The following is a 25,228-nucleotide window of genomic DNA, read 5'->3' on the forward strand; positions in this document are numbered from 1 at the left end:
CCTGTGGCCACATGACCCCGGATTGCGGGCGATGTGCAATAGGCTTTGGCAGAAGGGTGCTGCCAGAACGCGGGCCAACCCGCCGCAGCTTGACCCGCAGAAACCAAGGCGAAATAAGCGATCCGATCACAGGACGGGGGCATGAAATGACCGAGGATCGCTTTCGCTGGAACACCGCCGCGCATCGCGACTGGATGCTTGCCGATGCGCGGCGTCAATTCGCCTTCTTTGCGCCCTCGCTGAACCCTTCGGGCGGGTTCGACTATCTGGACGATGACGGGCGATCCCTTCCGGGCCAGCCGCGCGAATTGCATGCCACGGGGCGGATGGTGCATGCCTTCGCGCTTGGCCATGCGGCCGGGCTGGTCAGCGATGGCCGGGTCGTCGATCACGGAATGCAGACGCTGTGGCGGCACCATCGCGACGCGGGGCAGGGCGGCTATCTCTGGTCCTTCGATGCCTCGGGTCAGGTGGTGCGGGGCGACAAGCTGGCCTATGGCCATGCCTTTGTCCTGCTGGCCGCCGCCAGCGCGAAGCTGATCGGGCATCCCGATGCGGACCGTTTGCTGGACGATATCCGGCAGGTGATCGAGGACAGGTTCTGGGACGCAGATCACCGCCGCATGCGGGAAGAATATGCCCGCGACTGGTCCGAAATCTCGGATTATCGCGGCATGAATGCGAATATGCACAGCGTCGAGGCATTTCTGGTCGCCTATGAAGCGACGGCGGACCGGCTGTTTCTGGATCGCGCGCTGGACATGATCCGCTTTTTCATCGGCAAGATGGCCTTCTCGCATCAGTGGCGGGTGCCAGAGCATTACGACCTGAGCTGGCAGGTGGATACGGATTACGAAGGCGATCCGATGTTTCGCCCGGCGGGGCGGACGCCGGGGCATTGGTTCGAATGGGCGCGGCTGTGCCTGCAGGCCTGGGATCTGGATGGCAGGCGCGATCCGGCGATACGGGACTGGGCGCGGGCGCTGTGCGATCGGGCGGATCGCGATGGCTGGTGCGATGCGGATGGTGGCGGGCTGCTCTATACCGTCGATGCCGAGGGTCGGCCCTTGCGCGAAAACCGCTATTGGTGGCCCGTGGCCGAGGCGATTGCCGCCATTGCCACCCTGCAGAAGCTGGGCGAGGATCACGGCGCGGCCTATGCCCGCTATCTGCGCTGCGCCGAGGCGAAGTTCATCGACCTTGATCGCGGCGGCTGGTATCCCGACGCGGATCGGCAGGGCACCCAGTTCACCGGCAAACCCGATATCTATCACGCGGTTCAGGCGGTGCTTTATCCGCTGAGTCCCGCCGTCTCTCGGCTGTCTGATGCGCTGGCTGCGGATCTGGCGCAAGGGGCGGGCCGATGAGGTGGGGGCTGATCGGGGCCAGCCAGATTGCGGCCTTCAGCATGATCGCCGCCTTGCGCAGTTTCGCGGGCGACCGGGTGATCTCGGTCCTCAGCAGCGATCCGGCGCGGGCGCGGGATTATGCCGCGCTCCACGATATCGCCCATGCCTTCACGGATCTGGATCAGATGCTGGCCGATCCGGCGCTGGACGCGGTCTATATCTCGACCACCAATGACCGGCATTTCGCGCAGGCCATGGCGGCGATCCGGGCGGGCAAGCATGTCCTGTGCGAAAAGCCCCTCGCCATGTCGGTTGCGGATGCGGTCACGATGGTCCGCGCGGCGCAAGAGGCGGGGCTGGTGCTGGCCACCAATCACCATCTGCGCAATGCGGGCAGCCATCAGGCGATGCGCGATCTGATCCGCGCGGGCAGGATCGGAGAGGTGCAAAGCATCCGTGTCTTCCACGCCGTCTATCTGCGGCCGGAATTGCAGGGCTGGCGGATCGACAATCCCGCAGCCGGCGGTGGCGTGGTCGCCGATATCGCCACCCATGACGCCGATGTGGTGCGCTTCCTTCTGGGCGAAAGCCCGGTCGATCTGGTCGCCATGACCTCGGCCCGTGCCCTGGGCAAGGGGGTCGAGGATAACGCCATGTCGATCTGGCAGATGCCTTCGGGGGTGCAGGTCTTTTGCCATGTCAGCTTTACCCATCCCCATGCCGGGACGGGGCTGGAAATACATGGCACAGAGGGCTCGATCATCGCGCGTAATGTGATGACACAGCGCCCCGGTGGTACGGTTGACCTGCATCGCGGAGGGCAGGTCGAAGAGGTCAGCTTTGGCGAACGGAACCTCTACGCCCATGGCATCGGCATGTTTCGCGATGCGGTGGCGGGGCAGGGGCGTCCCGCGGCGGATGGCGCGGATGGCGTGCGCTCGCTGGCGGTGGCGCAGGCGATGCTTGAGGCCGGACGGACAGGGCAGCGCGTCACGGTCGATTACGGCGGGATCTGAGCCGCAGGCGGGCATCGCCGCTTGCGTGCCGGAAAGCGATGGGCAAAGTTGGACGTGCCGCGCAGAGGTGCGTGGCAGATTTCGGCAAAGGATATCCTGCATGACGCCCGACGTTCTGGTCGCCCATACCCTGCCGCCCGAACAGATGCAGGACATGGCGCGCCGCTATCGCCTGCATCGTCTGGATCTGGCCACGCCATCTGATCGCCCCGCGCTCTTGGCAAGCGCCGGGCCGGTCTGCACCGCGATGGTGGTCAGCGGTCATGTCACCGTGGATGCGAAGCTGCTGGACCAACTGCCGGCGCTGCGGCTGGCCGCCTGTTCCTCGGCCGGTTACGATCAGATCGACCTGGCAGAGATGACGCGGCGGGGGATCGCGCTGACCAATACCTCGGCCGCGCTGCTGGACGACGTGGCCGATACGGCGCTGATGCTGATGCTGGCGGCGCGGCGTCGGCTGGTTGCGGGCGATGCCTATGTGCGCACGGGCGCATGGGGGCGCGACGGGATGTTCCCGCTGACCTCTGCCACGTCAGGCAAGCGGGCCGGGATCGTCGGGCTGGGCCATATCGGGCAGGCCATCGCCCGGCGTTGCCTGCCCATGGGGCTGGAGATCGGCTATTTCAGCCGCAGCCGGAAAGCCGGTATGGACTACCGCTTTTTCGACGATCTTGCGGCATTGGCGGGCTGGGCCGATATCCTCTTCATCGCCACGCCGGGTGGGGCGGACACGGCCGGGCTGATCTCTGCCCCCGTGCTGCGCGCGCTTGGCCCGGACGGCACGCTGATCAATATCGCGCGCGGAACCGTGGTGGATGAAGCCGCCCTGATTGCCGCGCTGCGACAGGGTCAGCTTGGCGCGGCGGGGCTGGACGTTTTCCTGAACGAGCCGACCCCGGATCCCGCCCTGACGGCGCTGCCCAATGTCACGCTATACCCGCATCACGCCAGCGGCACGGTCGAGACCCGCGCGCGTATGGCGCAGCTGACATTGGACAATCTGGCCGCGTTCTTCGCAGGAAAACCGCTGCTGACCCCGGTGAACAAGATCATACTTACTTGACGGATGCGCCTGAATGTTCATCCTATGTTCCAGAGGGGGCGTGATGGACGATCAGATCAGGAAATTCGAACGCTTCCGGGCGCTGCATCTGTCGGGCGTCTTTGTTGCGCCCAATCCGTGGGATGCGGGATCGGCGCGGCTGCTGGCCAGCCTGGGCTTTCCGACGCTGGCGACGACCAGCGCGGGCTATGCCTTTTCCAGGGGCAAGCTGGATTCGCGCGCCGCGCTTGACCGCGACGAGATCCTGCGAAACGCGGCCCAGATCGTCGCCGCGACGGATCTGCCGGTTACGGCGGATCTGGAAAACGGTTTTGGCGACGCGCCCCGGATCTGCGCCGATACCTTGCGCATGGCCTGCGCGGTCGGGCTGGTCGGCGGCTCGGTCGAGGATGCGACCGGCGATCCCGATGCCCCGATCTATGAGACGTCGCTGGCGGTCGAACGTATTCGCGCGGCGGCCGAGGCTGCATCGGACCTGCCCTTTCTGCTGACCGCGCGGGCTGAAAACTATCTCTGGGGCCGTCCCGACCTGACGGATACGATCCGGCGGCTGCAGGCCTTTTCCGAGGCCGGGGCGCATGTCCTTTACGCGCCGGGCCTGCCTGATCTGCAGGCGATCCGCACCGTCTGCGCCGAGGTCGACAAGCCGGTCAATGTCGTCGCCGGGCTTGTCCCTCCGCATCACACGGTCGCGCAACTGGCAAAGGCGGGCGTGCGCCGGATCAGCACCGGCGGATCGCTTGCCCGTGCGGCGCTTGGCGCCCTGATGCGCGCCGCGGAAGAGATCGCCCTGCATGGCAGTTTCGATTACGCGCAGCATGCCTTGCCCACGCCGGTGATCGAGGGGATGATGGCGCCCAAACCGCCTGACGCGCCGATGCAGAACAAGGACCGCCCCGATGATCCCGGATCTTCCCAATCTTGACCCCGACCTTGTCCGGCGCCCGCAGATCGACGGTCCTCCGCCGCGCATCCTGTTGCTGTACGGATCGCTGCGCGAACGCTCTTTCAGCCGCTTTGCCGCCGAAGAGGCCGCCCGCCTGTTGCGGCATTTCGGCTGCGAGACGCGGATCTTCAACCCCTCGGGGCTGCCCTTGCCCGATGATGCCGGTACCGATCACCCAAAGGTGCGCGAATTGCGCGATCTGTGCCGCTGGTCAGAGGGGCAGGTCTGGTCCAGCCCCGAACGCCACGGCGCGATGACAGGGATCATGAAGGCGCAGATTGACTGGATTCCTCTGTCCGAAGGCGCTGTTCGCCCCACGCAGGGCAAGACGCTGGCGGTGATGCAGGTCTCGGGCGGGTCGCAAAGCTTCAATTCTGTCAACCAGATGCGGGTTCTGGGTCGATGGATGCGAATGATCACGATCCCGAACCAGTCCTCGGTCCCGAAGGCGTGGCAGGAATTCAATGATCAGGGCCGGATGCGCCCCTCGCCCTTCTATGATCGCATCGTCGATGTCATGGAAGAACTGGTGAAATTCACGCTGCTGACGCGCGACATTTCGGGCTATCTGACCGACCGCTACAGCGAGCGCAAGGAAAGTGCGGCGGAACTGTCCCGCCGCGTGAACCAAAGCGCCGCGACGTGATCGCCTGCGAGATCGGGCGCAGGACGAGCGATCCACGGGCAATCTGGCTGATCAGTCAATTCACGTAAGGTCCGTGTCGTGATAACTGTTGGGTCTGGCCTATAGGAAAGCCTCTACAATCTGACTAAAGCGTTTCGGGTTGATCTTGAATCGCGAGGGGGCCTTCATTGACGATTTATGCCCCCCTGTTCAGAAAGATGGATCCCTTCATCAGTTATGTCATTGGCACTCGGGTGGCTGTATCAGCATTAGATTGAAGAAGGCTTTAGAAGCCCCAGAACTATAATCCGGAAACGCTTTAGCCGCCACTTCGACGCAAGCCGCGGGAGTTCAGATCAGTGGCTTAGCTGTCTTCGCCCCAGGGGCCGTGGGGGTCGTCCAGCCCGTCTGTTCGCTTGAAGCCATGTGCGCCGAAAAAGTCGCGCTGTGCCTGGATCATGTTCGCCGTGCCGCGCGCGGTGCGCATCATGTCGAACCACATCAGCCCGGATGCCAGTGCGGGCAGGGCGTGGCCTGACGCGATCCCCTCTGACACGACCTGACGCAGCGCGGGCAGCGCCTTCTCGATCAGATCGGCAAAGAAGGGCGCCATGACCAGATTGCGCGAGGGGTTTTCCTCCAGCGCCTCGGCCATATCGTTCAGCATCGCTGAGCGGATGATACAGCCGGCGCGCCAGACCCGCGCGATGCCCGGCAGATCCAGCGTCCAGCCGAATTTCTCGGACGCGGCGGCGATCATGGCAAAGCCCTGCGCATAGCACAGGATCTTGCCTGCGATCAGCGCCTGTTCCAGCGTTTCGGGCGAGAATTCGTGCTGTTTCGGCGCAATGCCAAAGCGATCCTGACCCGCCTTGCGCTGGTCCAGCAGGGCCGAGACATTGCGCGCCATCACGGCAGATTCGATCACCGGGATCGGCGCGGCCAGATGCTGCGCCTCGATCGCGGTCCAGCGTCCGGTGCCCTTCTGTCCGGCCTGATCCAGGATCACATCCACCATCGGCTTGTCGCTATGGGGGTCACTGGCCGCTGTGACCTTGGCCGAAATCTCGATCAGGTAGGATTGCAGGGGACCGTCGTTCCACCCCTCGAAAATCGCCGAGATCGCGGCGGCGTCCATCTCCATCCCGTCACGCATCAGGCCGTAAACCTCGGCGATCATCTGCATATCGGCATATTCGATGCCGTTATGGACCATCTTCACGAAATGGCCGGCCCCCGCATCGCCCATCCGTGCGGCACAGGGGTCGCCATCCTCGGCCTTGGCGGCAATCGCGGTCAGGATCGGCGCAACGCGGTCCCAATCGGCCTGAGTGCCGCCGCCCATGATTGACGGCCCGTGCCGTGCGCCATCTTCGCCGCCCGACACGCCCATGCCCAGAAAATGAAACGGCAGGCGGCCATCGCTGCGGCGATTGGTGTCGTGAAAATCGGCATTGCCTGCATCAATGACCAGATCGTCCTTGTCCAGAAGCGGGCTCAGCGCCTCTAGCTGCTGATCGACGGGCGCGCCTGCGGGCACCATCAGAATGATGGTGCGGGGCGTCTTGATCGCGGCGACGAGGTCTTGCAGGCTTTCCGTCGGAATGATGCGGGGGGCCAGATCGCCCGCCTCGTCCTTGAAACGATGCGTGACCTCGGTGGTGCGGTTCCAGACGGCAATGGGAAAACCCTTTTCCGCGATATTCAGCGCCAGAGCCGCACCCATCGTGCCCAGCCCGATCAGGCCGATATCTGCCTGTGCAATTTCCTCTGCCATATCGCGATTCTCCTGAAAATTCTGTTATGCGATGTTTACGCTAACGACTTGTGGCTGTCACGACGCTGCGGCAGCGCCCTGTCCATGTGGCTTGGCGCGGATTAGCGTTTGCACCCCCGTGGCGACATGAACACGCCGATCTGCGGAGACGCCCCAGACATCCAGCTGACAGACCGTCAGGGTGCGCCCCGGTTTCACGACGCGACCGACAGCTTCCAGATAGTCACCCTGTCCGGGGTTGAGAAGGTTCAGCTTGAATTCCACGGTCAGCACCGAAGATTCATCCGCGAACAGCGTATAGGCCGCAAAGCCGCCCGCCGTATCGGCAACCGCACTGGTGGCGCCGGCGTGGAAATAGCCGTGATGCTGCGTCACCTCGGGGCGAAAGGGCAGACGCAGGATCACCTGCCCGGCGGCGATCTCGGCGATCTCGGCACCCAGATGGTTCATCAGACCCTGCAATGCAAAGCTGCTGCGAAGCCGCTGTTCGACTGCGGGATCAAGCGGGTCGTGACGTGTCATGCGGTTTCTCCTGCGCTTTGCGTGACATAGTGCATTGCAGCGCCGGATTGGAAAGGGGCAGGCGGCTTACAGTTGCAATAATTCCTGACGGAAAACCGGTTCGTACAGAACGATCTCGCGCGCGCCGACGCGGGCGGCATGGGCCAGCGCCATGCCGGTCAGCCGCTGCGCCGAGGCGACGGCCCGGGTCAGAGAGCGGCCCTTGGCAATGCCTGCCATGACCAATCCGCAAAAGAGATCGCCGGTTCCGGGCAGCGCCACCGGAATCAGCGGCGTGGCAAGGCGCTGGACGCCATCCGCCCCCAGGATGACGCTTTCAAGCTGATCCTGCGGCGTATCGTCCAGCACGCATCCGGTCGCGATCAGATCGGCCTTGTCCGACAGGCGCAGATCGGATGCGGCGGCGCGCAGATCGGACAGGGTCGCGATGGGCTGTCCGGTCAGATAGGCCAGTTCGAAGGAATTCGGGGTCGCCAGATCCGCCAGCGGCAGCAGCCGGTCACGCATCATCCGCGCCAGTTCGGTCGGGACGTAAAGCCCGGGGTCATGATCGCCCAGCACCGGATCGCACAGGTATCGCAGATGGGGATTGGCCGCCTTGGCCCGCGCGACGAAATCGGCCGTCAGTTCTGCCACCTCGACCGAGCCGATATAGCCCGACATGATCCAGCCTGCCCGCTGCGGCAGGTCGCGCTCTTCCGCGCCAAGCAGCAGATCGGCAAACAGATCGGCGGGCACCGGCGCGCCGCGCAGGGTCGGGTAATCGGGCGTATTGGAAAAGATCACCGTGGGAATGGCCGCAACCTCCAGCCCGGCGGCCTGCATCGGGAACAGGGCCGCCGAATTGCCGACATGGCCATGCACCACCTGACTTTGGATCGAGATGACCAGCGGGGCCTTTGCAGTCTCGTTCACGGTGATCCCTCCAACCTTGGGCGCCAATCCTCGACCTTGCCGCTTTCAAGCCGACGTCGCGCATAGCGCCGCCAGCCGTCGGCCAGAACATCAAGTGCCGCGATTTCCTGCAAAAGATCAAGGTTCAGGCGGTCGATATACATGACATGCCAAAGCCGCCGCAACGTCCAGTCGGGGGCCAGACGGTCGATCTGGGTCAGTTCGGCATCCGGGCCGACCATGCCTTCCTCCAGCACCCTGTAATACCATCCCGTGCGCCCGGTTTGCTGCACCCGCCGCGCCATGTCGGGGATGCCGAACCGGTGGTTCAGCTTCCAGCAGGGCTGACGGCCCTGCGAGACCTGCACCAGCGCTGTGCCCAGCTGGAAGATATCGCCGACGGCGACATTTTCCTCGGTCATGCCACGGGTCGAGACATTCTCGCCAAAGGCGCCGGTTCGGGTCAGGATCGGTAACGGTCCCAATTCGGCGCGCCAGTCGGCATAGTGATCGAACGGATAATGATGCACCGCCTTTTCGATGCCGCCATGCACCCGGCGGTCAGCCTGCTCATCACCTGCTAGCCCCTCTGGTCCCAGCCAGACGGGGCCCGTCACCGGGGTTTTCGCGATGCCGCTTGGCTTTCCGGTGTCGGCCAAGGGGGCGACACTACCGGTCAGAATTGTCAGGCGCATGATCCGATCCCGCCGCTGCATGACTGTGGGACATGAAAAAAGCGCGGGCCACGGGGCCCGCGCTGCAATCGCGTTCTGTCGGCCAGGATCAGCCGCGCGTGCTGCGCAGGCGGTTCACGCCTTCGACCAGCATGACCCCAAGGGCGATCTTCACGATATCGCCCGGCACGAAGGGCATCAGGCCGACGGCCAGCAGGTCGCTGGAGGGCACGAAATTCGCCAGCCAGGCCAGACCTGCCGCATAGATCAGCGCCGTGCCCGCGATCATGGCCAGCGCGCGTCCGATCATGCCGCGACCCTGACCCAGAACCCCGGTCACGATGGTTGCCAGCACAAAGCCGACCAGAAAGCCGCCGGTCGGACCCGCCATATAGGCCAGGCCAATACCCATGGCCGGAGTGCCCGCAAAGACCGGCAGACCCGCGGCGCCCGCGGCCATGTAGGTCAGGATCGCAGCCAGCGCCAACCGCGGCCCCATCACGACCGCCAGCACCAGAACGGCCAGCGATTGCAGGGTCATCGGCACCGGCCAGAAGGGCACCTGCGTCTTGGCCGCAAGCGTCAGCAGCGCAACCGCGCCCAGTGTCAGTCCGATATTGCGAGGGCTGACCCCGCTGGCGATACGGGTATCAAGTTGCATTGGAAAACCCCTTTTGCTTGTTTCGCGAATCGACGACCGGAACAGTCGCTGCTCTGATTATTTCACATTGTACTAACGCGACGAGATTCTGGTATCAATCCCACCCCGCGCCCCTTGATTGCAGGAAGGTGGCAAGCTACCTTTTGATTAACTTGTCATCGGAGGGCGTGTGTCATGGCGCCCAAGCGTCCTGCGGGTGCGGACGCGTTCCCGAAAAAAACGGTAGAGCCGTCACCCACCCGCCAGGCCGAGGAAGGGCAGCTTTATGCCGCCCTTGACCTTGGTACAAATTCGTGCCGGATGCTGATTGCGCGACCGCGCGACAGTCAGTTTCAGGTTGTCGACAGCTTTTCCAAGCCCGTGCAGCTGGGGCTGGGGCTGGAAGCTTCGGGGCGCCTGTCCCGCAGCTCGATGGCGCGTACCGTCCACGCATTGCAGGTCTGTCGGCGCAAGCTGGAACAGCATAACGTCCGCAATATGCGTTTGGTTGCAACCGAGGCCTGCCGCCGTGCCCGCAACAGCCGCGACTTCCTGCGCTCGATCCGTCGCGAGACCGGGTTGCCGGTCGAGGTGATCGGCGCCGAGGAAGAGGCGCGGCTTGCCGTGATCTCTTGCGCGCCGCTGGTCAGCCACAAGACGGAAACGCTGATGGTGGTCGATATCGGCGGCGGCTCGACCGAGCTGGTCTGGATCGATCTTGAGGATGTCGAACCCAAGGAACGGCCCCGCGCGATCATGCGGCTGTCGGATGGGTTTTCCAATCCGGTGCCGGGCGGGGCGCGGGTGGTGGACTGGATCAGCGTGCCCCTGGGCGTGGCCACCTTGCGCGATCAATTCGCCGATGTCGAAGACGATCAGGGCCGCTTCGCGTTGATGAGCTGGTATTTCGAGGAAATGCTGTCGGGCTTTTCGCCCTATCAGCAGGGCTCGCCGGATGAAGGGTTTCAGATCATCGGCACATCGGGGACCGTCACGACGGTGGCGGCCAGCTTTCTGGGTCTGCGTCGCTATGACCGGACCAAGGTGGACGGGCTGGAGATGACCAGCGATCAGATCGACCGGGTGATCCATTCCTATCTGCAGCTTGGGCCAGAGGGTCGGCGCGCGGATCCGCGCATCGGGCGCGAACGTCACGCGCTGATCATGTCGGGCGCGGCGATCCTGCAGACCCTGATGCGGGTCTGGCCGACCGACAAGCTTTCCGTGGCGGATCGCGGCCTGCGAGAGGGGTTGCTTTACGCCCAGATGGTGCGCGATGGAGTGCTGAAGCCTGATGGATTGAACGGAGTGGCATGATGACAAAGGGACCGGGCAGCCGCGCGGGCAAATCCAGCGGACGCGGGCAGCGCGATCTGAAAGTGCGGGTCAAGACCGCCAAGGGCCGCAAGCTGTCCAGCAAGCTGTGGCTTGAGCGGCAGTTGAACGATCCCTATGTCGCCCGCGCCCGGCGCGAGGGCTTTCGCGGGCGCGCAGCCTATAAGATACTGGAATTGGACGACAAATATCGCTTTCTGGTGCCCGGGGCGCGCGTGGTCGATCTGGGCTGCGCGCCGGGCGGCTGGTGTCAGGTCGCGGTCGGGCGCGTCAATGCGTTGGGCGAAAAATCCGGCAAGGCCGTCGGCAAGGTGCTGGGCATCGACCTGCAAGAGGTCGATCCGATTGCCGGTGCCGAGATCCACCAACTGGATTTTCTGGCCGATGGCGCGGATGATCAGGTCAAGGCATGGCTGGGCGGTCCGGCCGATGTTGTCATGTCGGATATGGCGGCCTCGTCTTCCGGGCACAAAGGCACCGACCACCTGCGCATTGTCGCGCTGGTCGAGGCGGCGGCGGCGCTGGCTTTCGATATCCTTGAGCCGGGCGGCACCTTTGTCGCCAAGGTTCTGGCCGGCGGTGCCGAGACTGAAATGCAGGCCATGCTCAAGCGGAACTTCGACAAAGTGGCGAATGTCAAACCACCGGCCAGCCGCAGCGATTCATCCGAGAAATTCGTGGTTGCAACCGGCTTTCGCGGTCGTCGGGATGAGGCGGAAGAGGATCCGGAGGCCTGATCCTCAGCGCGATTGCGCGCGAAACACTTCGGGCACGCGGCCCGTTGCGGCGACAAAGGCGCGGGTGAAATGGGCGTGGCTGGTATAGCCAAGCTCTGACGCGATCCGGTCGGGCCGCTGGTCGCTGTTGCGCAGCAGGTCCACGGCGCGTTCCAGCCGCAATTCGTGCACCAGTTCAATCGCCCGCCGCCCGCGCGCCGCGACGCAGGACCGATCCAGCGCGGCAGTCGTGGTGTTCAGCTGCTGCGCCATCTCGGCCACCAGATCGCAGGACCCAAGGGATTGCGCCGCCAGCGTCAAAAACCGCTCGACCAGCGGTCGGTCGGGCTGTTGCGCGATCCGCGTCTGTCGGATCCGGCGCTGCGGATCCAACTGGCCCAGCCGCAGGGACAGCAGATTCATCAGGCAGGTGATGGTGTCCGATTCCGGCGCGCGCGCCTCGGCCGCCAGATCGTGCAGCGTGGCCAGCAGTTGCGGCCCATGCTGCCCGATATGGGCGGCCAGCGCCTTGTCGGGAAAAGGCGGGCAGGCCAGACGCGCCAGATGGGCGGGGATCAGCGCCACATGGCCGCGCGCATCGGTGCCGGGCAGGGCGGCGAATGCGGTGCCCGCCGGGATCAGCCGCAGATCGCCCAGCCGCATGACGTGATGTCTGCGCGGAAAGTCGACCTGCATCCGGCCATCTGTGACCCAGATCAGCGTGTGATCGGGCCGCGTACGCGGCTGCGGCGGCAAAGAGCGGCTGCCCCAGACAAATGCCTCCATCGGCAACAGGCGCAGCCCTGACTGATGCGCGGCCGGACGTCCCGCGCGGACAGCGGGGTTCAGGGTCAGTTTCTCGACCGAACGGATATTGGCCGGCGTCGGAAGAAGCGCGGCCGGGCCCTGATCCGGGTCCTCCTGCGCGCGTCCTTCGGGGATGTCCTGGGCATTGATCCGGCCACAATCCGGATCGCTCAGCCCGCCGATATTCGGGGCGAAACGCTGGCCGCTCCGTAATCGGCTGGGCGAAAACGGAAAACTGGTGTTCCATTCAGGGCGTTCATGCAGCGACACGAATCAGGCCTTTGACAGCGAAACATATAGGCGAATTATTGCCGATATGGGTAAGCTATTCAACAGATTGCTTGTTTAACGCTTTATTTATTGGCGTTTGCTGCCTCTTGCCCCACGGGCCAGGGCTGCCAATCTTTCATCCGGCCGCGAAACCAGATCCGCTGAGACTTGGCATATTGGCGGGTGGCGATGATGGCGCGTTCGGTCGCATGGGCCAGATCGGTTTCGCCGCGCAGATGGGCGACAAGGTCCGGCGCACCGATGGCCCGCGCCCATTGGCTGGCCGGATCCCAATGCGGCAGCATGGCGCGCGCCTCGTCCAGGGCGCCCTGTTCCATCATCAGATGAAAGCGCCGCGCGATGCGGTCGGCCAGCCAATCGCGATCCGTGGTGATCAGGATGCGCTGGCTTTCGTCCGGTCCGATCAGAGGCGGGGGCGTGTCGGCCTGCCATTCGGCCAGCCCCCTGCCAGTGGCGCGCAGCACCTCCCACGCGCGCTGGACTCGGGCCGGGTTCCGCAGGTCGATCCGCCCGCCGGTCAGCGGATCCAGATCGGCGATCATCAGCGCCAGCCCGTCATCGCGGCGCAACAGCGCATCGCCCTCGGCCCGGATCCCGGCCGGAACGGGCGGCACATAGGCCAGCCCCCGGGTCAGTGCCGTCAGATAAAGCCCTGTCCCGCCAACGATAATCAGGCGCTGGCCCATCAGCGCGCCGACATCCTTCAGCCAGTCGCCGACGGAATAGCTGCGGTCCGGGGTGACGTGCCCGTAAAGCGCATGCGGGGCCGCAGCCTCGTCATGCGCCGAAGGCCGCGCCGTCAGCACCCGCCAGCAGGACCAGATCTGCAGCGCATCCGCATTCACGATCAGCCCGCCCTGCGCCTGCGCCACGGCCAGCGCCAGCGCCGATTTGCCGCTGGCGGTCGGCCCTGCGATCAGCAGGTGGCGCGATGCGTCGATCTGATCCGGTCGGAACACTGATAAGACCTTTACCAAAGGTTGATCACAGGGGGGTTTTGCGACATTTTGCGCGGCGATGAAAGTGACGCCCTTGGCAAGGAAGGACATGAGATGACCGACGACAAGGGCGACGCGCCCACGCAATATGGCCGCGTAATGCTGAAAATCTCGGGTGAGGCGCTAATGGGCGATCAGGGTTTCGGCCTGCATCCGCCCACCGTGGCCCGCATCGCCAATGAGGTTGATTCGGTCGCCAAGATGGGGGTCGAGGTCTGCATGGTCATCGGCGGCGGCAATATTTTCCGCGGGCTTCAGGGCAGCGCTCAGGGGATGGAGCGCACGACGGCCGATTACATGGGCATGCTGGCCACGGTGATGAATGCGCTGGCCATGCAATCCGCGATCGAGGCCCTTGGCCATCATTGCCGGGTGATCAGCGCCATCCGCATGGATGAGGTCTGCGAGCCCTATATCCGCCGCCGCGCCATCCGCCATCTGGAAAAGAAGCGGATCGTGATTTTCGCCGCAGGCACCGGCAATCCCTATTTCACCACCGATACCGCCGCCACCCTGCGCGCCAATGAGATGAATTGCGAGGCGATCTTCAAGGGCACCAAGGTCGATGGCGTCTATGACAAGGATCCCAAGAAATTCCCCGATGCCAAACGCTATGGCGATGTCAGCTATGATGAGGTGCTGCAAAAGCATCTGGGGGTGATGGATGCCTCGGCCATTGCGCTGGCGCGGGACAACAAGCTGCCGATCATCGTCTTCTCGCTGGATGAGCCGGGCGGGTTCCGCACAATTCTGGAAGGGCGCGGCACCTATACCCGCGTTCATAACTGACGCTGGCGGGCCGCGCCTGCCCGGGATGATCCCGCGGTCAGGCGCGCCCGGTCAGGCAATTTGACGCTGATCTGATTGCATCGGTTGCGGGCAAAGCCTTTGCCATGCATATGCAATCCGGTTACAAGCATTCAAAAGCAGATCAGAGGCAGCCCCAATGGCAGAGGATATCGAAATCGACATCGACGATCTTGAGCGGCGGATGAAAGGCGCGATGGAAAATCTGCGCCATGAATTCGGCTCTCTCCGCACGGGTCGGGCCTCGGCCTCGATGGTCGAACCGGTGCAGGTCGAGGCTTATGGCCAGATGACCCCGATCAATCAGGTCGGCACCGTGAACGTGCCCGAGCCGCGCATGGTCACCATCAATGTCTGGGACAAGGCGATGGTCGGCAAGGTCGAGAAGGCCATCCGCGAAAGCGGTCTGGGCATCAACCCGCAGCTGAACGGCACCATCATCATGCTGCCGATCCCCGAGCTGAACGAAGAGCGCCGCAAGGAACTGACCAAGGTCGCCGCCCAATATGCCGAAAGCGCCCGCGTGGCGATCCGCAATGTGCGCCGCGACGGGATGGATCAGATCAAGAAGGGCAAGGCCAATGGCATGCCCGAGGACGATCAGAAATTCTGGGAAACCGCGGTTCAGGAACTGACCGACAAGATGATCGGGAATGTCGATCAGGTTCTAGAGGCCAAGCAGGCCGAGATCATGCAGGTCTGAGGGTAGAATGGCCGCTGAAACCGCACAGGTACTGGCATCCGGTGGGTCCGAACAGCGGCCTCGCCATGTGGCGATCATCATGGACGGAAACGGACGTTGGGCGACGGAACGCGGCTGGCCGCGCTTGGTCGGCCATCGTCGGGGTGCCGAACGCGTCAAGCAGATCGTGCGGGCCTGCCCCGATCTTGGCGTCAACTGGCTGACCGTCTATGCCTTCTCGACCGAGAACTGGAAACGCTCGACCGAGGAAGTCCTTGGTCTGATGAAGATCTTCCGCCGCTATATCCAGTATGAAGCACAGGGCATGGCCGCCGAGGGCGTGCGCATGCGGTTCATCGGTGGCCGTGAAAGGCTGGACGCCAAGCTGCAGGCGCTAATGGGCTCTATCGAGGCGCGGACGGCGGGGAATACCCGGCTGAACCTGACCGTGGCGATCAATTACGGCGGCCGGGACGAAATTACCCGTGCCACCGCCCGGCTGGCCAAGAAGATCGCCAGCGGCGAAGTGACCGACCCGACCGAGGCCGATCTGGCCGCCTGTCTGGACACGGCCGGTCAGCCCGACCCGGATCTTGTGATCCGCACCTCGGGCGAGACGCGGACCTCGAATTTCCTGCCCTGGCAGGCGGCCTATGCCGAATATGAATTCACCCCGACGCTGTGGCCGGATTTCACGCCCGACCATCTGGCGCAGATCCTGGACCGTTTTGGCCTGCGTGATCGCCGCTTCGGGGGCGTATGACCGGCGGCGGCGAAAAAGCTGCGGGGAAATGGGGCGATCTGTCCCGGCGTATCGCGTCCACGGTGGTGCTGATTGCGATCGGGGTCATGCTGGCAACGGCTAGCGGGATCTGGCTGCGGCTGGGCATGGCGCTGATTTCTGCGATCACCTTCTGGGAACTGGCCGCCATGACCGGCTGGGCCAACCCAACGCTGAGCCCCGGTCCCTTCGGTCGCTGGCGCGCCATCGCGCTGGCGCTGATCGCGGGGCTGTCACAAGCCGCCGCGCTGCTGTTCGATTTCCCGGGCAGCATCCTGATCCTGCTGCTGCCGATCATCGCCGGGTTGCCCGGCGCAACGCCACGCGACCGCTGGACCTACGCGCTGTTTGGCGCGGCGATCATGCTGGTCGCCTATGGTCTTGTCGGCTTCCGAGAGGAATACGGCCTGCCCTTCGTGCTGTGGCTGATGGGGATCGTCATTATCTCGGACACGCTGGGCTATTTCGCCGGGCGCATCTTTGGCGGGCCGAAATTCTGGCCTGCGGTCAGCCCGAAAAAGACCTGGTCCGGCACGGTGGCGGGCTGGATCGGATCGGCGATCTTCGGCTGGATCCTCTATATGACCGGACATGGCGATGTGGCGCTGGTCTGGGTGTCGCCACTGGTCTGTTTCGCGGGGCAGCTGGGCGATATCGCGGAAAGCTGGCTGAAGCGGCGGGCCGGGGTCAAGGACAGTTCGAACCTGATCCCCGGTCATGGCGGGTTCATGGATCGTTTCGACGCAGTGACGGGCGCGGTGCTTGCCACGATGGTGATTGGACTTGTGGCCAAACTGCCCGTAGTGAGCTGACCCATGCGACGTATATCCATTTTCGGCGCGACCGGTTCGGTCGGTGCCAACTGTGTTGATCTGATCCGGCGGGAACAGGGCAGCGGCGCCTATCGGGTGGTTGCGCTGACCGGGGGCCGCAATATTGCGCGGCTGGCCGAGATGGCGCGCGATTTGCAGGCAGAAATCGCGGTCACGGCCTATCCTGACCTGCTGGACGATCTGCGCGCCGCGCTGGCAGGCAGCGGGACAGAGGCCGCAGCCGGGCCCGAGGCGCTGATAGCGGCGGCCCAGCGTCCCGCCGATTGGGTGCTGTCTGCGATTGTCGGATCAGCCGGGCTTGCACCGGGTCTGACCGCCCTGCAAGGGGGCAGCATTCTGGCTTTGGCGAACAAGGAATCGCTGGTCTGTGCCGGTCCCTTGCTGCGTCGTGCGGCGGATGCGGCCGGGACCAGGATCCTGCCCGTCGATTCAGAACATTCCGCCGTATTTCAGGCACTTGGCAATGATAGCCTCGACAGCGTCAAGACGGTGACGATCACCGCCTCGGGCGGCGCATTCCGCGACTGGCCGCTGGAGCGGCTGGCAGCTGCGACGGTGGCCGAGGCCTCGACCCATCCCAACTGGGCCATGGGTCAGCGGATCACCATCGACAGCGCCTCAATGTTCAACAAGGCGATGGAAGTGATCGAGGCGAAAGAGTTTTTCGGCCTGCGCCCCGATCAGATCCGCGTTGTCGTGCATCCCGAATCCATCATTCATGCCATGGTCAGCCATATTGACGGCGGCACCATCGCCCATCTGGGCGCGCCGGACATGCGCCACGCCATAGGTTACGCACTGCATTGGCCGCAGCGCGGTGCGCTGCCGGTCGCGGATCTGGATCTGGCGGCGCTTGGTCGGCTGACCTTTCGCGAACCCGATGAGATCCGCTGGCCCGCCCTGCGCCTTGCGCGCGAGGTGATGCAGGCGGGTGGCATGGCGGGCGCGGTCTTCAATGCTGCCAAGGAACAGGCGCTGGATGATTTCATCGCCGGGCGCATCGCCTTTACCGAGATGTCTCCGCGCGTCGAAAATACCCTGTCGGCGCTGTCCGCACAGGCAGGCTTCGCGGCTGATCCCGACGATCTACAGACCGTCCTGGAATGGGACCAAGCAGCCAGACAGGAGGCCGCCGCATGAGCGAACTGATCCCGCAATTCGGCGGCACCATCTGGACCCTGGCGGCATTTATCGTTGCGCTGGCAGTGATCGTGACGGTGCATGAATACGGCCATTACATCATCGGCCGCCTGTCGGGTATCCGGGCGCTGGTCTTTTCCATCGGCTTCGGGCCGCGCCTGTTTTCGCGGCGGGACCGGCGCGGCACGCTGTGGCAGGTCGCGGCCATCCCTCTGGGCGGCTATGTCAAGTTTCTGGGCGACAGCAATGCGGCCAGCGCGGGAACCGGGCGCGCGGTCGATCCGGCCCTGCGTCGCCAGACGCTGAACGGCGCGCCGCTTTGGGCGCGCTTTGCCACGCTGCTGGCGGGGCCGGTGTTCAACTTCATCCTGTCGATCCTGATCTTTGGCGGCTTCGCGCTGGTTCAGGGCTTGCCGTCATCCGATGTGGTGGTCGGCCAGATCGACGAGGCGCCGCCCGCCATCGTGAATGATTTGCGGACCGGCGACCGGGTGATCGCGATCGGTGACCAGCCGGTGGAAAACTGGTCCGATATCGGCGCCGCCGCGCAGGTTTTGCCCGTCGCGCCGCAACAGGACTGGACCGTGATCCGCAATGGCGCCGAAATCGTCGTGCCCGGTCCCGATCCGATGCCTGCGCGGATCAGCGGTGTCGCACCGCGCAGCGCGGCTGCGGATGCCGGGCTTCGGGCCGGGGATGTGGTCATGTCCATCGAAGGTCAGCCAGTCACCCGCTTTACCCAGATGCGCGATGCGGTCGAAGCGGCACAGGGGCAGGCCATCGTCCTGAACGTCTGGCGCCCGGGCGAGGGGCGGGCGGATTACACGCTGGCCCCGAAAATGCAGGACCTGCCCGCTGCCGATGGCGGCTATGAGCAGCGCTGGCTGATCGGCGTCACCGGCGGCTCCAGCTATTTCGCGCCCGAGATGCGCCGCGCAGGCCCGGTCGAGGCCTTGTGGCTGGGCGTCCGGCAGACATGGGAGATCATCACATCGTCGCTTTCGGGCATGTGGGCGATGATCACCGGCCAGATCGGCAGCTGCAATCTGGGCGGGGCGATCTCGATCGCGGAAAGCACCGGACAGGCGGCCAGTGCGGGCGGCGCGAATTTCCTGTGGTGGATCGCGGTGCTGTCGGCAGCCATCGGTTTTCTGAACCTGCTGCCGATCCCGGTTCTGGATGGCGGGCATCTGATGTTTTACACGTGGGAAGCCATCACCGGGCATCCGCCTTCGGACCGGGTGCTGAATCTGCTGACCGCGATTGGCATGGCGGCGGTGCTGTCGCTGATGATTTTCGGCCTCACGAACGATATTTTCTGCCCATAAGGCGCGATGCGCTTTTGACAGGGCCAGCCGTTTGGGGCACAAGCTGAAGGCAATTCAAGGTGCCGTCAGTGCACCGCTGCAAACTGAAAAAGAGGGGCGGCAATGACACGGAAACTGGGCAAGGGCGCAGTGGCGCTGGTCACGGCATTGACGATTACCGCGCCGGCAGCGCTGATCCCGTCAGCCGCTTCGGCCTATGTCTTCAACGATGTGCAGATCGAGGGCGCGCAGCGGATCGAACCGGCCACGATCCTGTCCTACGCCAATATCGCGCGCGGGCAGAACGTATCGGCAGGAGAGCTGAATTCCGCGCTGCAGCGGTTGCAGAATGCGGGCCTGTTCGAAACCGTCGAGGTCGAGCCGCGCGGCAATGTTCTGGTCATCCGGGTGCGCGAATATCCGACCATCAACCAGATCAGCTTCGAGGGCAATCGCCGCATCGATGATGAGCAGCTGGCCGAGATCGTCCGTTCGCAATCCCGCCGCGTCTATCAGCCCTCGCAGGCGCTGGCGGATGCGCAGAATATCTCGCAGGCCTATGCCACCGAGGGGCGTCTTGCCGCCCGCGTCGACCCCAAGATCATCCGCCGCAGCGATAACCGCGTCGATGTCGTCTTCGAAATCCGCGAAGGCGACCTGACCGAGATCGAGCGTATCGGCTTTACCGGCAACCGCGCCTTCAGCGACCGCCGCCTGCGCAACGTGCTGGAAACCAAGCAGGCGGGTATTCTGCGCCGCCTGATCCGCGCCGATACCTTCGCGCCCGAACGGATCCCCGTCGATCAGCAATTGCTGACCGATTTCTATCGCTCGCGCGGTTACGCCGATTTCAAGGTTCAGGCCGTGGCGCCGGAACTGACGCGCGAACGCGACGCGTTCTACGTGACCTTCAACATTCAGGAAGGCCCGCGCTATCGCTTTGGCCGCGTCGATACCGTCTCCGAGATTCCGGGCGTGGATGCGTCTGCCTTTGCCGCGCAGAACCGCGTCGATCGCGGCGATGTCTATAACCCCGCAGCCATCGACAATACCATCCGCCGGATGGAAACCGTGGCCATTCAGCAGGGTCTGAACTTTGTCAATATCGAGCCGCGCATTTCCCGCAATCCGCAGAACCAGACGCTGGATCTGACCTTCGCGCTGACCCGCGGCCCGCGCGTTTTCGTCGAACGGATCGATATCGAGGGCAATACCACCACCCAGGACCAGGTGATCCGTCGCCAGTTCACCACGGTGGAAGGCGACCCCTTCAACCCGCGCGAAATCCGCAATGCGGCGGAAAGGATCCGGGCGCTTGGCTATTTCTCGGACGCGCAGGTCGACAGCCGCCAGGGCAGCAGCCCCGAGCAGGTGGTCGTCGATGTGAACGTCGAGGAACAGCCGACGGGTTCGCTGTCCTTCGGCGCCTCTTATGGCAAGGCGCAGGGCGTCGGCTTCAATGTCTCGCTGAATGAAAGCAACTTTCTGGGGCGCGGTCAGATCGTCGGTCTGACCCTGTCCACGGCCGATGGCGATCAGCAATCCTCGATCCGCTTTGTCGAGCCTTATTTCCTTGGCCGCGATCTGCGCTTTTCTGCCGGTGCCTTCTATAACGTCACCGAAAGCCTGAACTCGGATTATAATACCCGCTCGGTCGGGGTGAATACCTCGGTCGAATTTCCGGTTTCGGAAAATGGCCGGTTGCAGCTGCGCTATCAGTTGAAAAAGGAAACGCTGGACAGCGTGCCCGACAGCAGCTCGATCATCCTGCAGAACGAAGAGGGGCAGCGCACGACCTCGGCCATCGGCTATTCCTATAGCTGGGACAGCCGCCGTCTGGGTCTGGACCCGGTCACCAATTACAAACTGTCCTTCGGTCAGGATTTCGCGGGTGTCGGCGGCGATGTGAAGACCATCACCACCACCGCCTCGGCAGGGATCGAAAGCAATGCCTGGCGCGAAGAGGTCACCTTCCGCGGCGAATTGGAGCTGGGGGCGATCCACGGATATAAAGATTATTCGCCCTGGATCCTGGACCGTTTCCGCGCGGGCACCCGTGTTCGCGGCTTCGAGGCAAACGGCATCGGCCCGCGCGATCTTGCGGCCGAGAATGAAGACGCCCTTGGCGGCAATTACTATTGGGCCGCCCGCGCCGAGGCGCAATTCCCCATCGGCCTGCCCGAGGAATATGGCATCACCGGCGGTCTTTTTGCCGATGTCGGCTCGATCTGGGGGCTGGATAATACGGTCGGCACCAATGGCGTGCGTGTCGATGACGACATGTATGTGCGCGCGGCCGTTGGTGCGTCGATCTTCTGGACGACTCCGATTGGTCCGCTGCGCTTCAACTTCTCGAAAGCGGTGGCCAAGGAAGATTACGATGACGAACAGAACTTCGACCTGACCATCTCGACCCAGTTCTGATGCGGGTCGGGCGCCTCTGTCGGGCCCTTGCGGCGCTGCTTGCTGTGGCAGGCGGCGCCGTTGCCGTTTCGGCGCAGAATAGCGATGGCCCCGTCATGCCCCCGCCGCAATCCGCGCCGAACCAGATCCCCTCGCGCATGATCGAGGCGCCTGCGGACGCCCAGCAGGTTTTGCAATCGCCGATCCTGACGGTGGATCAGGACGTGCTGTTCACGAATTCCGCCTGGGGCAAGCGGACGCAGGCCATTCTGGAGGAAGAAGGCACCAAGATCGCCGCCGATAATGAGCGTCTGGCGGATCTGCTGTCGGCGGAAGAGGCCGAATTGACGCGGCTGCGCGACAGTCTGGATGCAGGAGAGTTCCGCCAGCGCGCCGAGGCCTTCGACACCCGCGCGACCGAGGTGCGCCGCGAACGGGCGCAGGCGGTGCAAGAGTTGAACGCCTGGGCCGAGGCGGATCGCACCGCCTTTTATCGCGCCGCGCTTCCGCTGATGGGAACGATTGTCGAGGAACGTCGCGCCGTCGCGGTGCTGGACCGGCGCACGGTTTTCGTGTCGCTGGACGCGATTGATGTGACCGCCGATCTGATCGCCCGCGCCGATGAAGAGCTTGGCGATGGCGATGGCGTGGTGCCCTTCACACCCTCGCCCACCCCAGCCAGCGATCAGCCCATGAATGACGGGGCGCAGCCGCTGGAGAACTAGCGCCAGCCCCCGCCGGATCAGGGCAGGCTGGCAATCCGTTCGCTGAGCAGGTCGAAAAAGCCGTCGCGATCCAGGTTGCGGATGAACAGCGCATTGGCCGGGCGACCGGTGACGCGCCACCAATCCGCGACGGTCATGCCGGTGGTGAACTCTCCCTGCGTTTCAATCTCGACATTGATCTCTCGGCCCTCGAACAGGTCGGGTCGGATCAGCCAGCCAATGGTGCAGGGATCATGCAGCGGCGCACCCGCGCTGCCGTATTTTTCCTTGTCGAAACGCTCGAAAAAATCGGTCCAGCTGGCGACGGCCGGGCCGCAGCGGTTGGGCAGGGCGCGCATCGTCTCGATCCACTCGCGCGAGGTCAGGGCCTGATGCGTGGCATCCAGCGGCAGCACGGTGATCGGAACGCCCGAGGCAAAGACCTGCCGCGCGGCCTCGGGATCGACATAGATGTTGAATTCGGCGGCCGGGGTGACATTGCCGACCTCGAAATAGGCGCCGCCCATCAGCACGATCCGCGCCACGCGACCGATGATTTCGGGCGCGCGCTGAAAGGCGGTGGCGATATTGGTCAGCGGGCCAAGCGGGACCAGCGTGACCGTGCCCTCAGGCTGCTGGCGCAGGGTGTCGATGATGAAATCGACCGCATGTTCCGGCTGCAGGGCCAGGGTGGGTGCGGGCAGTTCGATCCCGTCCAGCCCGCTTTTGCCATGCACGTTTTCCGCCGTGACCAGACTGCGCGCGATGGGCCGGTCGCAACCGGCATAGACCGGGATGTCGGTGCGGCCCGACAGTTCGACCACCTTGCGCGCATTCAGTTCGGTCAGCGCCAGCGGCACATTGCCCGCCACGGCGGTGATGCCCAGCACCTCAAGCTCGGGGCTGGCCAGCGCCATCAGGATGGCCACGGCATCGTCCTGTCCCGGATCGGTATCGATAATGATCTTCTGCGCCATGTGACATCCTTGCATTTGCCAAGCCCCATTTCTGTGATGGCGGGCAGGAAGGTGCAAGGCCCCTTATGCAGCATCGACGTGCCGGATTGACCGCCACGCGCAGCCGCGATAGGGCGCTGGCATGGCACGCGCACCCCTTCTTCAACTGACCGATATTTCGCTGACATTCGGCGGCAACCCCGTCTTTCAGGACCTGTCCCTGATCGTCCAGCAGGGCGACCGGGTGGCATTGGTCGGCCGCAACGGATCCGGCAAATCGACGCTGATGAAGGTGATGGCCGGGCTGGTCGAACCCGACCGGGGCGAGGTGATCCTCGGCGCCGGTGCCCATGTCGGCTATATGGAGCAGGACCCGGATCTGTCGGGCTTCCAGACGCTGGGCGAATTTGCCGCCAGCGGCCTGCCCGAATCCGAGGCCTACCGCGTCGAGATGGCGGCCGAGGGGCTGAAATTCGATCCGGCGCGCCCGGTCTCGACCGCCTCGGGCGGAGAGCGTCGCCGCGCCGCGCTGGCGAGATTGCTGGCGCAGGCGCCGGAACTGATGCTGCTGGACGAGCCGACGAACCATCTGGATATCGAGGCCATCGGCTGGCTGGAAGATCACCTGTCGCAGACCCGCGCGGCCTATGTCATCATCAGCCATGACCGTGCCTTTCTGCGCCGCCTGACCCGCGCGACCCTGTGGATCGACCGGGGCGAGGTGCGTCGGCAGGAACGCGGCTTTGAACATTTCGAGGATTGGCGCGAGGCCGTCTGGTCCGCCGAGGACGACGCCCGGCACAAGCTGGACCGCAAGATCAAGGCCGAGGCGCGTTGGGCGGTCGAGGGTATCAGCGCCCGGCGCAAGCGCAATCAGGGCCGCGTGCGCGCGCTGGCCGATCTGCGGGCGGAGCGCGCGGCGCAGATCCGCAGGCAGGGCACGGCGGCGATGGCCTTCGAGGCCGGTCCGCAATCGGGCAAGCGCGTGATCGAGGCGCAGGGCATCACCAAATCCTTTGGCGACCGCACCATTCTGAAGCCCTTTGACCTGCGGGTGAAACGCGGCGACCGGATTGCCTTTGTCGGCCCGAATGGCGCGGGCAAAACGACCCTGATCAGGATGCTGACAGGCGAGATCCCCCCCGATCAGGGCAGCGTCACGCTGGGCACCAATCTGGATCTGGCGGTGTTCGATCAGACGCGCTCGGCCCTGAACCCGGATCAAAGCCTGTGGGAATCGCTGACCGGCGATCCCGAGATGCGCGTCTCGGGTCGGGCGGATCAGGTGATGGTGCGGGGTCAGCCGCGCCATGTGGTCGGCTATCTGAAGGATTTCCTTTTCGACGATGCGCAGGTCCGCGCGCCGGTGCGCAGCCTGTCGGGCGGCGAAAAGGCCCGGCTGCTGCTGGCGCGGCTGATGGCGCGGAACTCGAACCTTTTGGTGCTGGACGAACCGACCAACGATCTGGATGTCGAAACGCTGGATCTGCTGCAGGATATTCTGGGCGATTATGACGGCACCGTGCTGCTGGTCAGCCACGATCGCGATTTCATCGACCGCGTGGCCGATACCACCATCGCGATGGAAGGCGATGGCCGTGCCGTGATCTATGCCGGAGGGTGGAGCGATTATCGCGCCCAGCGGGGCGAGGATGCGCCTGCGACGGCCCCCGTTTCCGAAGCCCCGGCGCGAAAGCCTGTGTCTGCGGAAAAACCGAAAGCGGCGAAATCGGGCCTCAGCTTTACCGAAAAGCACCGGCTTGAGGAATTGCCCGCTGTGATATCCCGGCTGGAGGCCGAGATCGCCAAGCTGTCGGCATTCCTGTCCGATCCCGATCTTTATGCAACCGCGCCGCAGAAATTCGAAAAGGCGACTGCCGCGCTGTCGGAACGCCAATCCGCGCTGGAAGCCGCCGAGGAAGAATGGTTGCTTCTTGAGGAAAAGGCCGCAGGCTGATCCTG

Annotated in this window: 24 protein-coding genes; 16 read left to right on the plus strand and 8 right to left on the minus strand. The window is 64.3% G+C overall.

What is annotated here, in order from left to right; genetic code table 11:
- Positions 1–146 precede the first annotated feature (146 nt).
- The 5 genes from JHX87_RS16685 to arsH all read left to right on the plus strand — a co-directional run bounded on the left by JHX87_RS16685 (position 147) and on the right by arsH (position 5,020).
- Complete coding sequence (locus JHX87_RS16685; protein ID WP_271883673.1) at positions 147–1,367, plus strand: AGE family epimerase/isomerase; 1,221 nt, start codon at positions 147–149, stop codon at positions 1,365–1,367.
- Positions 1,364–2,365, plus strand: coding sequence for a Gfo/Idh/MocA family protein (locus JHX87_RS16690; RefSeq protein WP_271883671.1), 1,002 nt, complete (start codon positions 1,364–1,366; stop codon positions 2,363–2,365). Before JHX87_RS16685 ends, JHX87_RS16690 begins: the two co-directional genes overlap by 4 nt.
- Positions 2,366–2,465: 100 nt before the next feature.
- Positions 2,466–3,428 (plus strand): 2-hydroxyacid dehydrogenase, encoded by a 963-nt coding sequence (locus JHX87_RS16695; protein ID WP_271883669.1) that lies wholly within the window; start codon positions 2,466–2,468, stop codon positions 3,426–3,428.
- Positions 3,429–3,471: 43 nt separating this feature from the next.
- Complete coding sequence (locus JHX87_RS16700) at positions 3,472–4,353, plus strand: isocitrate lyase/PEP mutase family protein (protein ID WP_271883667.1); 882 nt, start codon at positions 3,472–3,474, stop codon at positions 4,351–4,353.
- Positions 4,328–5,020, plus strand: a complete 693-nt coding sequence (gene arsH, locus JHX87_RS16705; RefSeq protein ID WP_271883666.1) for an arsenical resistance protein ArsH — start codon at positions 4,328–4,330, stop codon at positions 5,018–5,020. The genes JHX87_RS16700 and arsH overlap by 26 nt, the downstream gene beginning before the upstream one ends.
- Before the next feature lie 343 nt (positions 5,021–5,363).
- Here the strand turns inward: arsH and gndA are convergent, their stop codons facing one another.
- From gndA to JHX87_RS16730, 5 genes are all read right to left on the minus strand, one after another.
- Positions 5,364–6,776 carry an NADP-dependent phosphogluconate dehydrogenase gene (gene gndA, locus JHX87_RS16710; RefSeq protein ID WP_271883665.1) on the minus strand — a complete coding sequence of 471 codons (1,413 nt, stop codon included), beginning with the start codon at positions 6,774–6,776 and terminating at the stop codon, positions 5,364–5,366.
- A 57-nt stretch (positions 6,777–6,833) separates the two neighbouring features.
- Positions 6,834–7,298, minus strand: coding sequence for a PaaI family thioesterase (locus tag JHX87_RS16715; RefSeq protein ID WP_271883663.1), 465 nt, complete (start codon positions 7,296–7,298; stop codon positions 6,834–6,836).
- Between the two features lie 66 nt (positions 7,299–7,364).
- A complete protein-coding gene (gene pdxY, locus JHX87_RS16720) occupies positions 7,365–8,213 on the minus strand; it encodes a pyridoxal kinase (protein WP_271883661.1) in 849 nt (282 codons plus the stop codon).
- Complete coding sequence (locus tag JHX87_RS16725; RefSeq protein WP_271883884.1) at positions 8,210–8,890, minus strand: MOSC domain-containing protein; 681 nt, start codon at positions 8,888–8,890, stop codon at positions 8,210–8,212. The genes pdxY and JHX87_RS16725 overlap by 4 nt, the downstream gene beginning before the upstream one ends.
- A gap of 85 nt (positions 8,891–8,975) precedes the next feature.
- Complete coding sequence (locus tag JHX87_RS16730) at positions 8,976–9,527, minus strand: biotin transporter BioY (RefSeq protein WP_271883660.1); 552 nt, start codon at positions 9,525–9,527, stop codon at positions 8,976–8,978.
- Positions 9,528–9,701: 174 nt separating this feature from the next.
- Here JHX87_RS16730 and JHX87_RS16735 point away from each other — a divergent pair, with 174 nt between their 5' ends.
- Together JHX87_RS16735 and JHX87_RS16740 are read left to right on the plus strand one after the other, a co-directional pair.
- Positions 9,702–10,823: a Ppx/GppA phosphatase family protein gene (locus JHX87_RS16735; RefSeq protein ID WP_271883658.1), complete on the plus strand. Its 1,122-nt coding sequence runs from the start codon at positions 9,702–9,704 to the stop codon at positions 10,821–10,823.
- On the plus strand, positions 10,823–11,578 hold the full coding sequence (locus JHX87_RS16740) for an RlmE family RNA methyltransferase (protein WP_271883656.1): 756 nt from the start codon (positions 10,823–10,825) through the stop codon (positions 11,576–11,578). The genes JHX87_RS16735 and JHX87_RS16740 overlap by 1 nt, the downstream gene beginning before the upstream one ends.
- Positions 11,579–11,581: 3 nt before the next feature.
- Here JHX87_RS16740 and JHX87_RS16745 read toward each other — a convergent pair whose 3' ends face one another.
- Both JHX87_RS16745 and miaA read right to left on the minus strand, forming a co-directional pair.
- Complete coding sequence (locus JHX87_RS16745) at positions 11,582–12,634, minus strand: helix-turn-helix domain-containing protein (protein ID WP_271883655.1); 1,053 nt, start codon at positions 12,632–12,634, stop codon at positions 11,582–11,584.
- 83 nt (positions 12,635–12,717) lie between these two features.
- Entirely contained in the window at positions 12,718–13,614 is an 897-nt protein-coding gene (gene miaA / locus JHX87_RS16750) for a tRNA (adenosine(37)-N6)-dimethylallyltransferase MiaA (protein ID WP_271883653.1), read from the minus strand.
- 93 nt (positions 13,615–13,707) lie between these two features.
- Between miaA and pyrH the strand changes: the two genes are divergently transcribed.
- The 8 genes from pyrH (at position 13,708) to JHX87_RS16790 (ending at position 22,331) form a co-directional block, all read left to right on the plus strand.
- The gene (gene pyrH / locus JHX87_RS16755) at positions 13,708–14,442 is read left to right on the plus strand and encodes a UMP kinase (protein ID WP_271883651.1); all 735 of its coding nucleotides are present in this window, start codon (positions 13,708–13,710) and stop codon (positions 14,440–14,442) included.
- Positions 14,443–14,599: 157 nt separating this feature from the next.
- The gene (frr, locus tag JHX87_RS16760; protein WP_271883650.1) at positions 14,600–15,163 is read left to right on the plus strand and encodes a ribosome recycling factor; all 564 of its coding nucleotides are present in this window, start codon (positions 14,600–14,602) and stop codon (positions 15,161–15,163) included.
- A 7-nt stretch (positions 15,164–15,170) separates the two neighbouring features.
- Complete coding sequence (gene uppS / locus JHX87_RS16765) at positions 15,171–15,905, plus strand: polyprenyl diphosphate synthase (RefSeq protein ID WP_271883649.1); 735 nt, start codon at positions 15,171–15,173, stop codon at positions 15,903–15,905.
- Positions 15,902–16,735 carry a phosphatidate cytidylyltransferase gene (locus JHX87_RS16770; RefSeq protein ID WP_271883648.1) on the plus strand — a complete coding sequence of 278 codons (834 nt, stop codon included), beginning with the start codon at positions 15,902–15,904 and terminating at the stop codon, positions 16,733–16,735. Before uppS ends, JHX87_RS16770 begins: the two co-directional genes overlap by 4 nt.
- 3 nt (positions 16,736–16,738) lie before the next feature.
- Positions 16,739–17,896 (plus strand): 1-deoxy-D-xylulose-5-phosphate reductoisomerase, encoded by a 1,158-nt coding sequence (gene dxr, locus JHX87_RS16775; RefSeq protein ID WP_271883647.1) that lies wholly within the window; start codon positions 16,739–16,741, stop codon positions 17,894–17,896.
- Positions 17,893–19,224: an RIP metalloprotease RseP gene (gene rseP / locus JHX87_RS16780; protein WP_271883646.1), complete on the plus strand. Its 1,332-nt coding sequence runs from the start codon at positions 17,893–17,895 to the stop codon at positions 19,222–19,224. Before dxr ends, rseP begins: the two co-directional genes overlap by 4 nt.
- A gap of 102 nt (positions 19,225–19,326) precedes the next feature.
- Positions 19,327–21,627 (plus strand): outer membrane protein assembly factor BamA, encoded by a 2,301-nt coding sequence (bamA, locus tag JHX87_RS16785; protein WP_271883645.1) that lies wholly within the window; start codon positions 19,327–19,329, stop codon positions 21,625–21,627.
- A 95-nt stretch (positions 21,628–21,722) separates the two neighbouring features.
- On the plus strand, positions 21,723–22,331 hold the full coding sequence (locus tag JHX87_RS16790; RefSeq protein ID WP_271883644.1) for an OmpH/Skp family outer membrane protein: 609 nt from the start codon (positions 21,723–21,725) through the stop codon (positions 22,329–22,331).
- A 17-nt stretch (positions 22,332–22,348) separates the two neighbouring features.
- Here the strand turns inward: JHX87_RS16790 and JHX87_RS16795 are convergent, their stop codons facing one another.
- Positions 22,349–23,287 carry a nucleoside hydrolase gene (locus JHX87_RS16795; protein ID WP_271883643.1) on the minus strand — a complete coding sequence of 313 codons (939 nt, stop codon included), beginning with the start codon at positions 23,285–23,287 and terminating at the stop codon, positions 22,349–22,351.
- 121 nt (positions 23,288–23,408) lie between these two features.
- On the opposite strand from JHX87_RS16795, the gene JHX87_RS16800 reads away from it, so the two are divergent.
- Complete coding sequence (locus JHX87_RS16800; RefSeq protein ID WP_271883642.1) at positions 23,409–25,223, plus strand: ABC-F family ATP-binding cassette domain-containing protein; 1,815 nt, start codon at positions 23,409–23,411, stop codon at positions 25,221–25,223.
- Positions 25,224–25,228 lie beyond the last annotated feature (5 nt).

Origin of the sequence: Paracoccus fistulariae (genome assembly GCF_028553785.1) — a bacterium.
Lineage (GTDB): Bacteria > Pseudomonadota > Alphaproteobacteria > Rhodobacterales > Rhodobacteraceae > Paracoccus > Paracoccus fistulariae.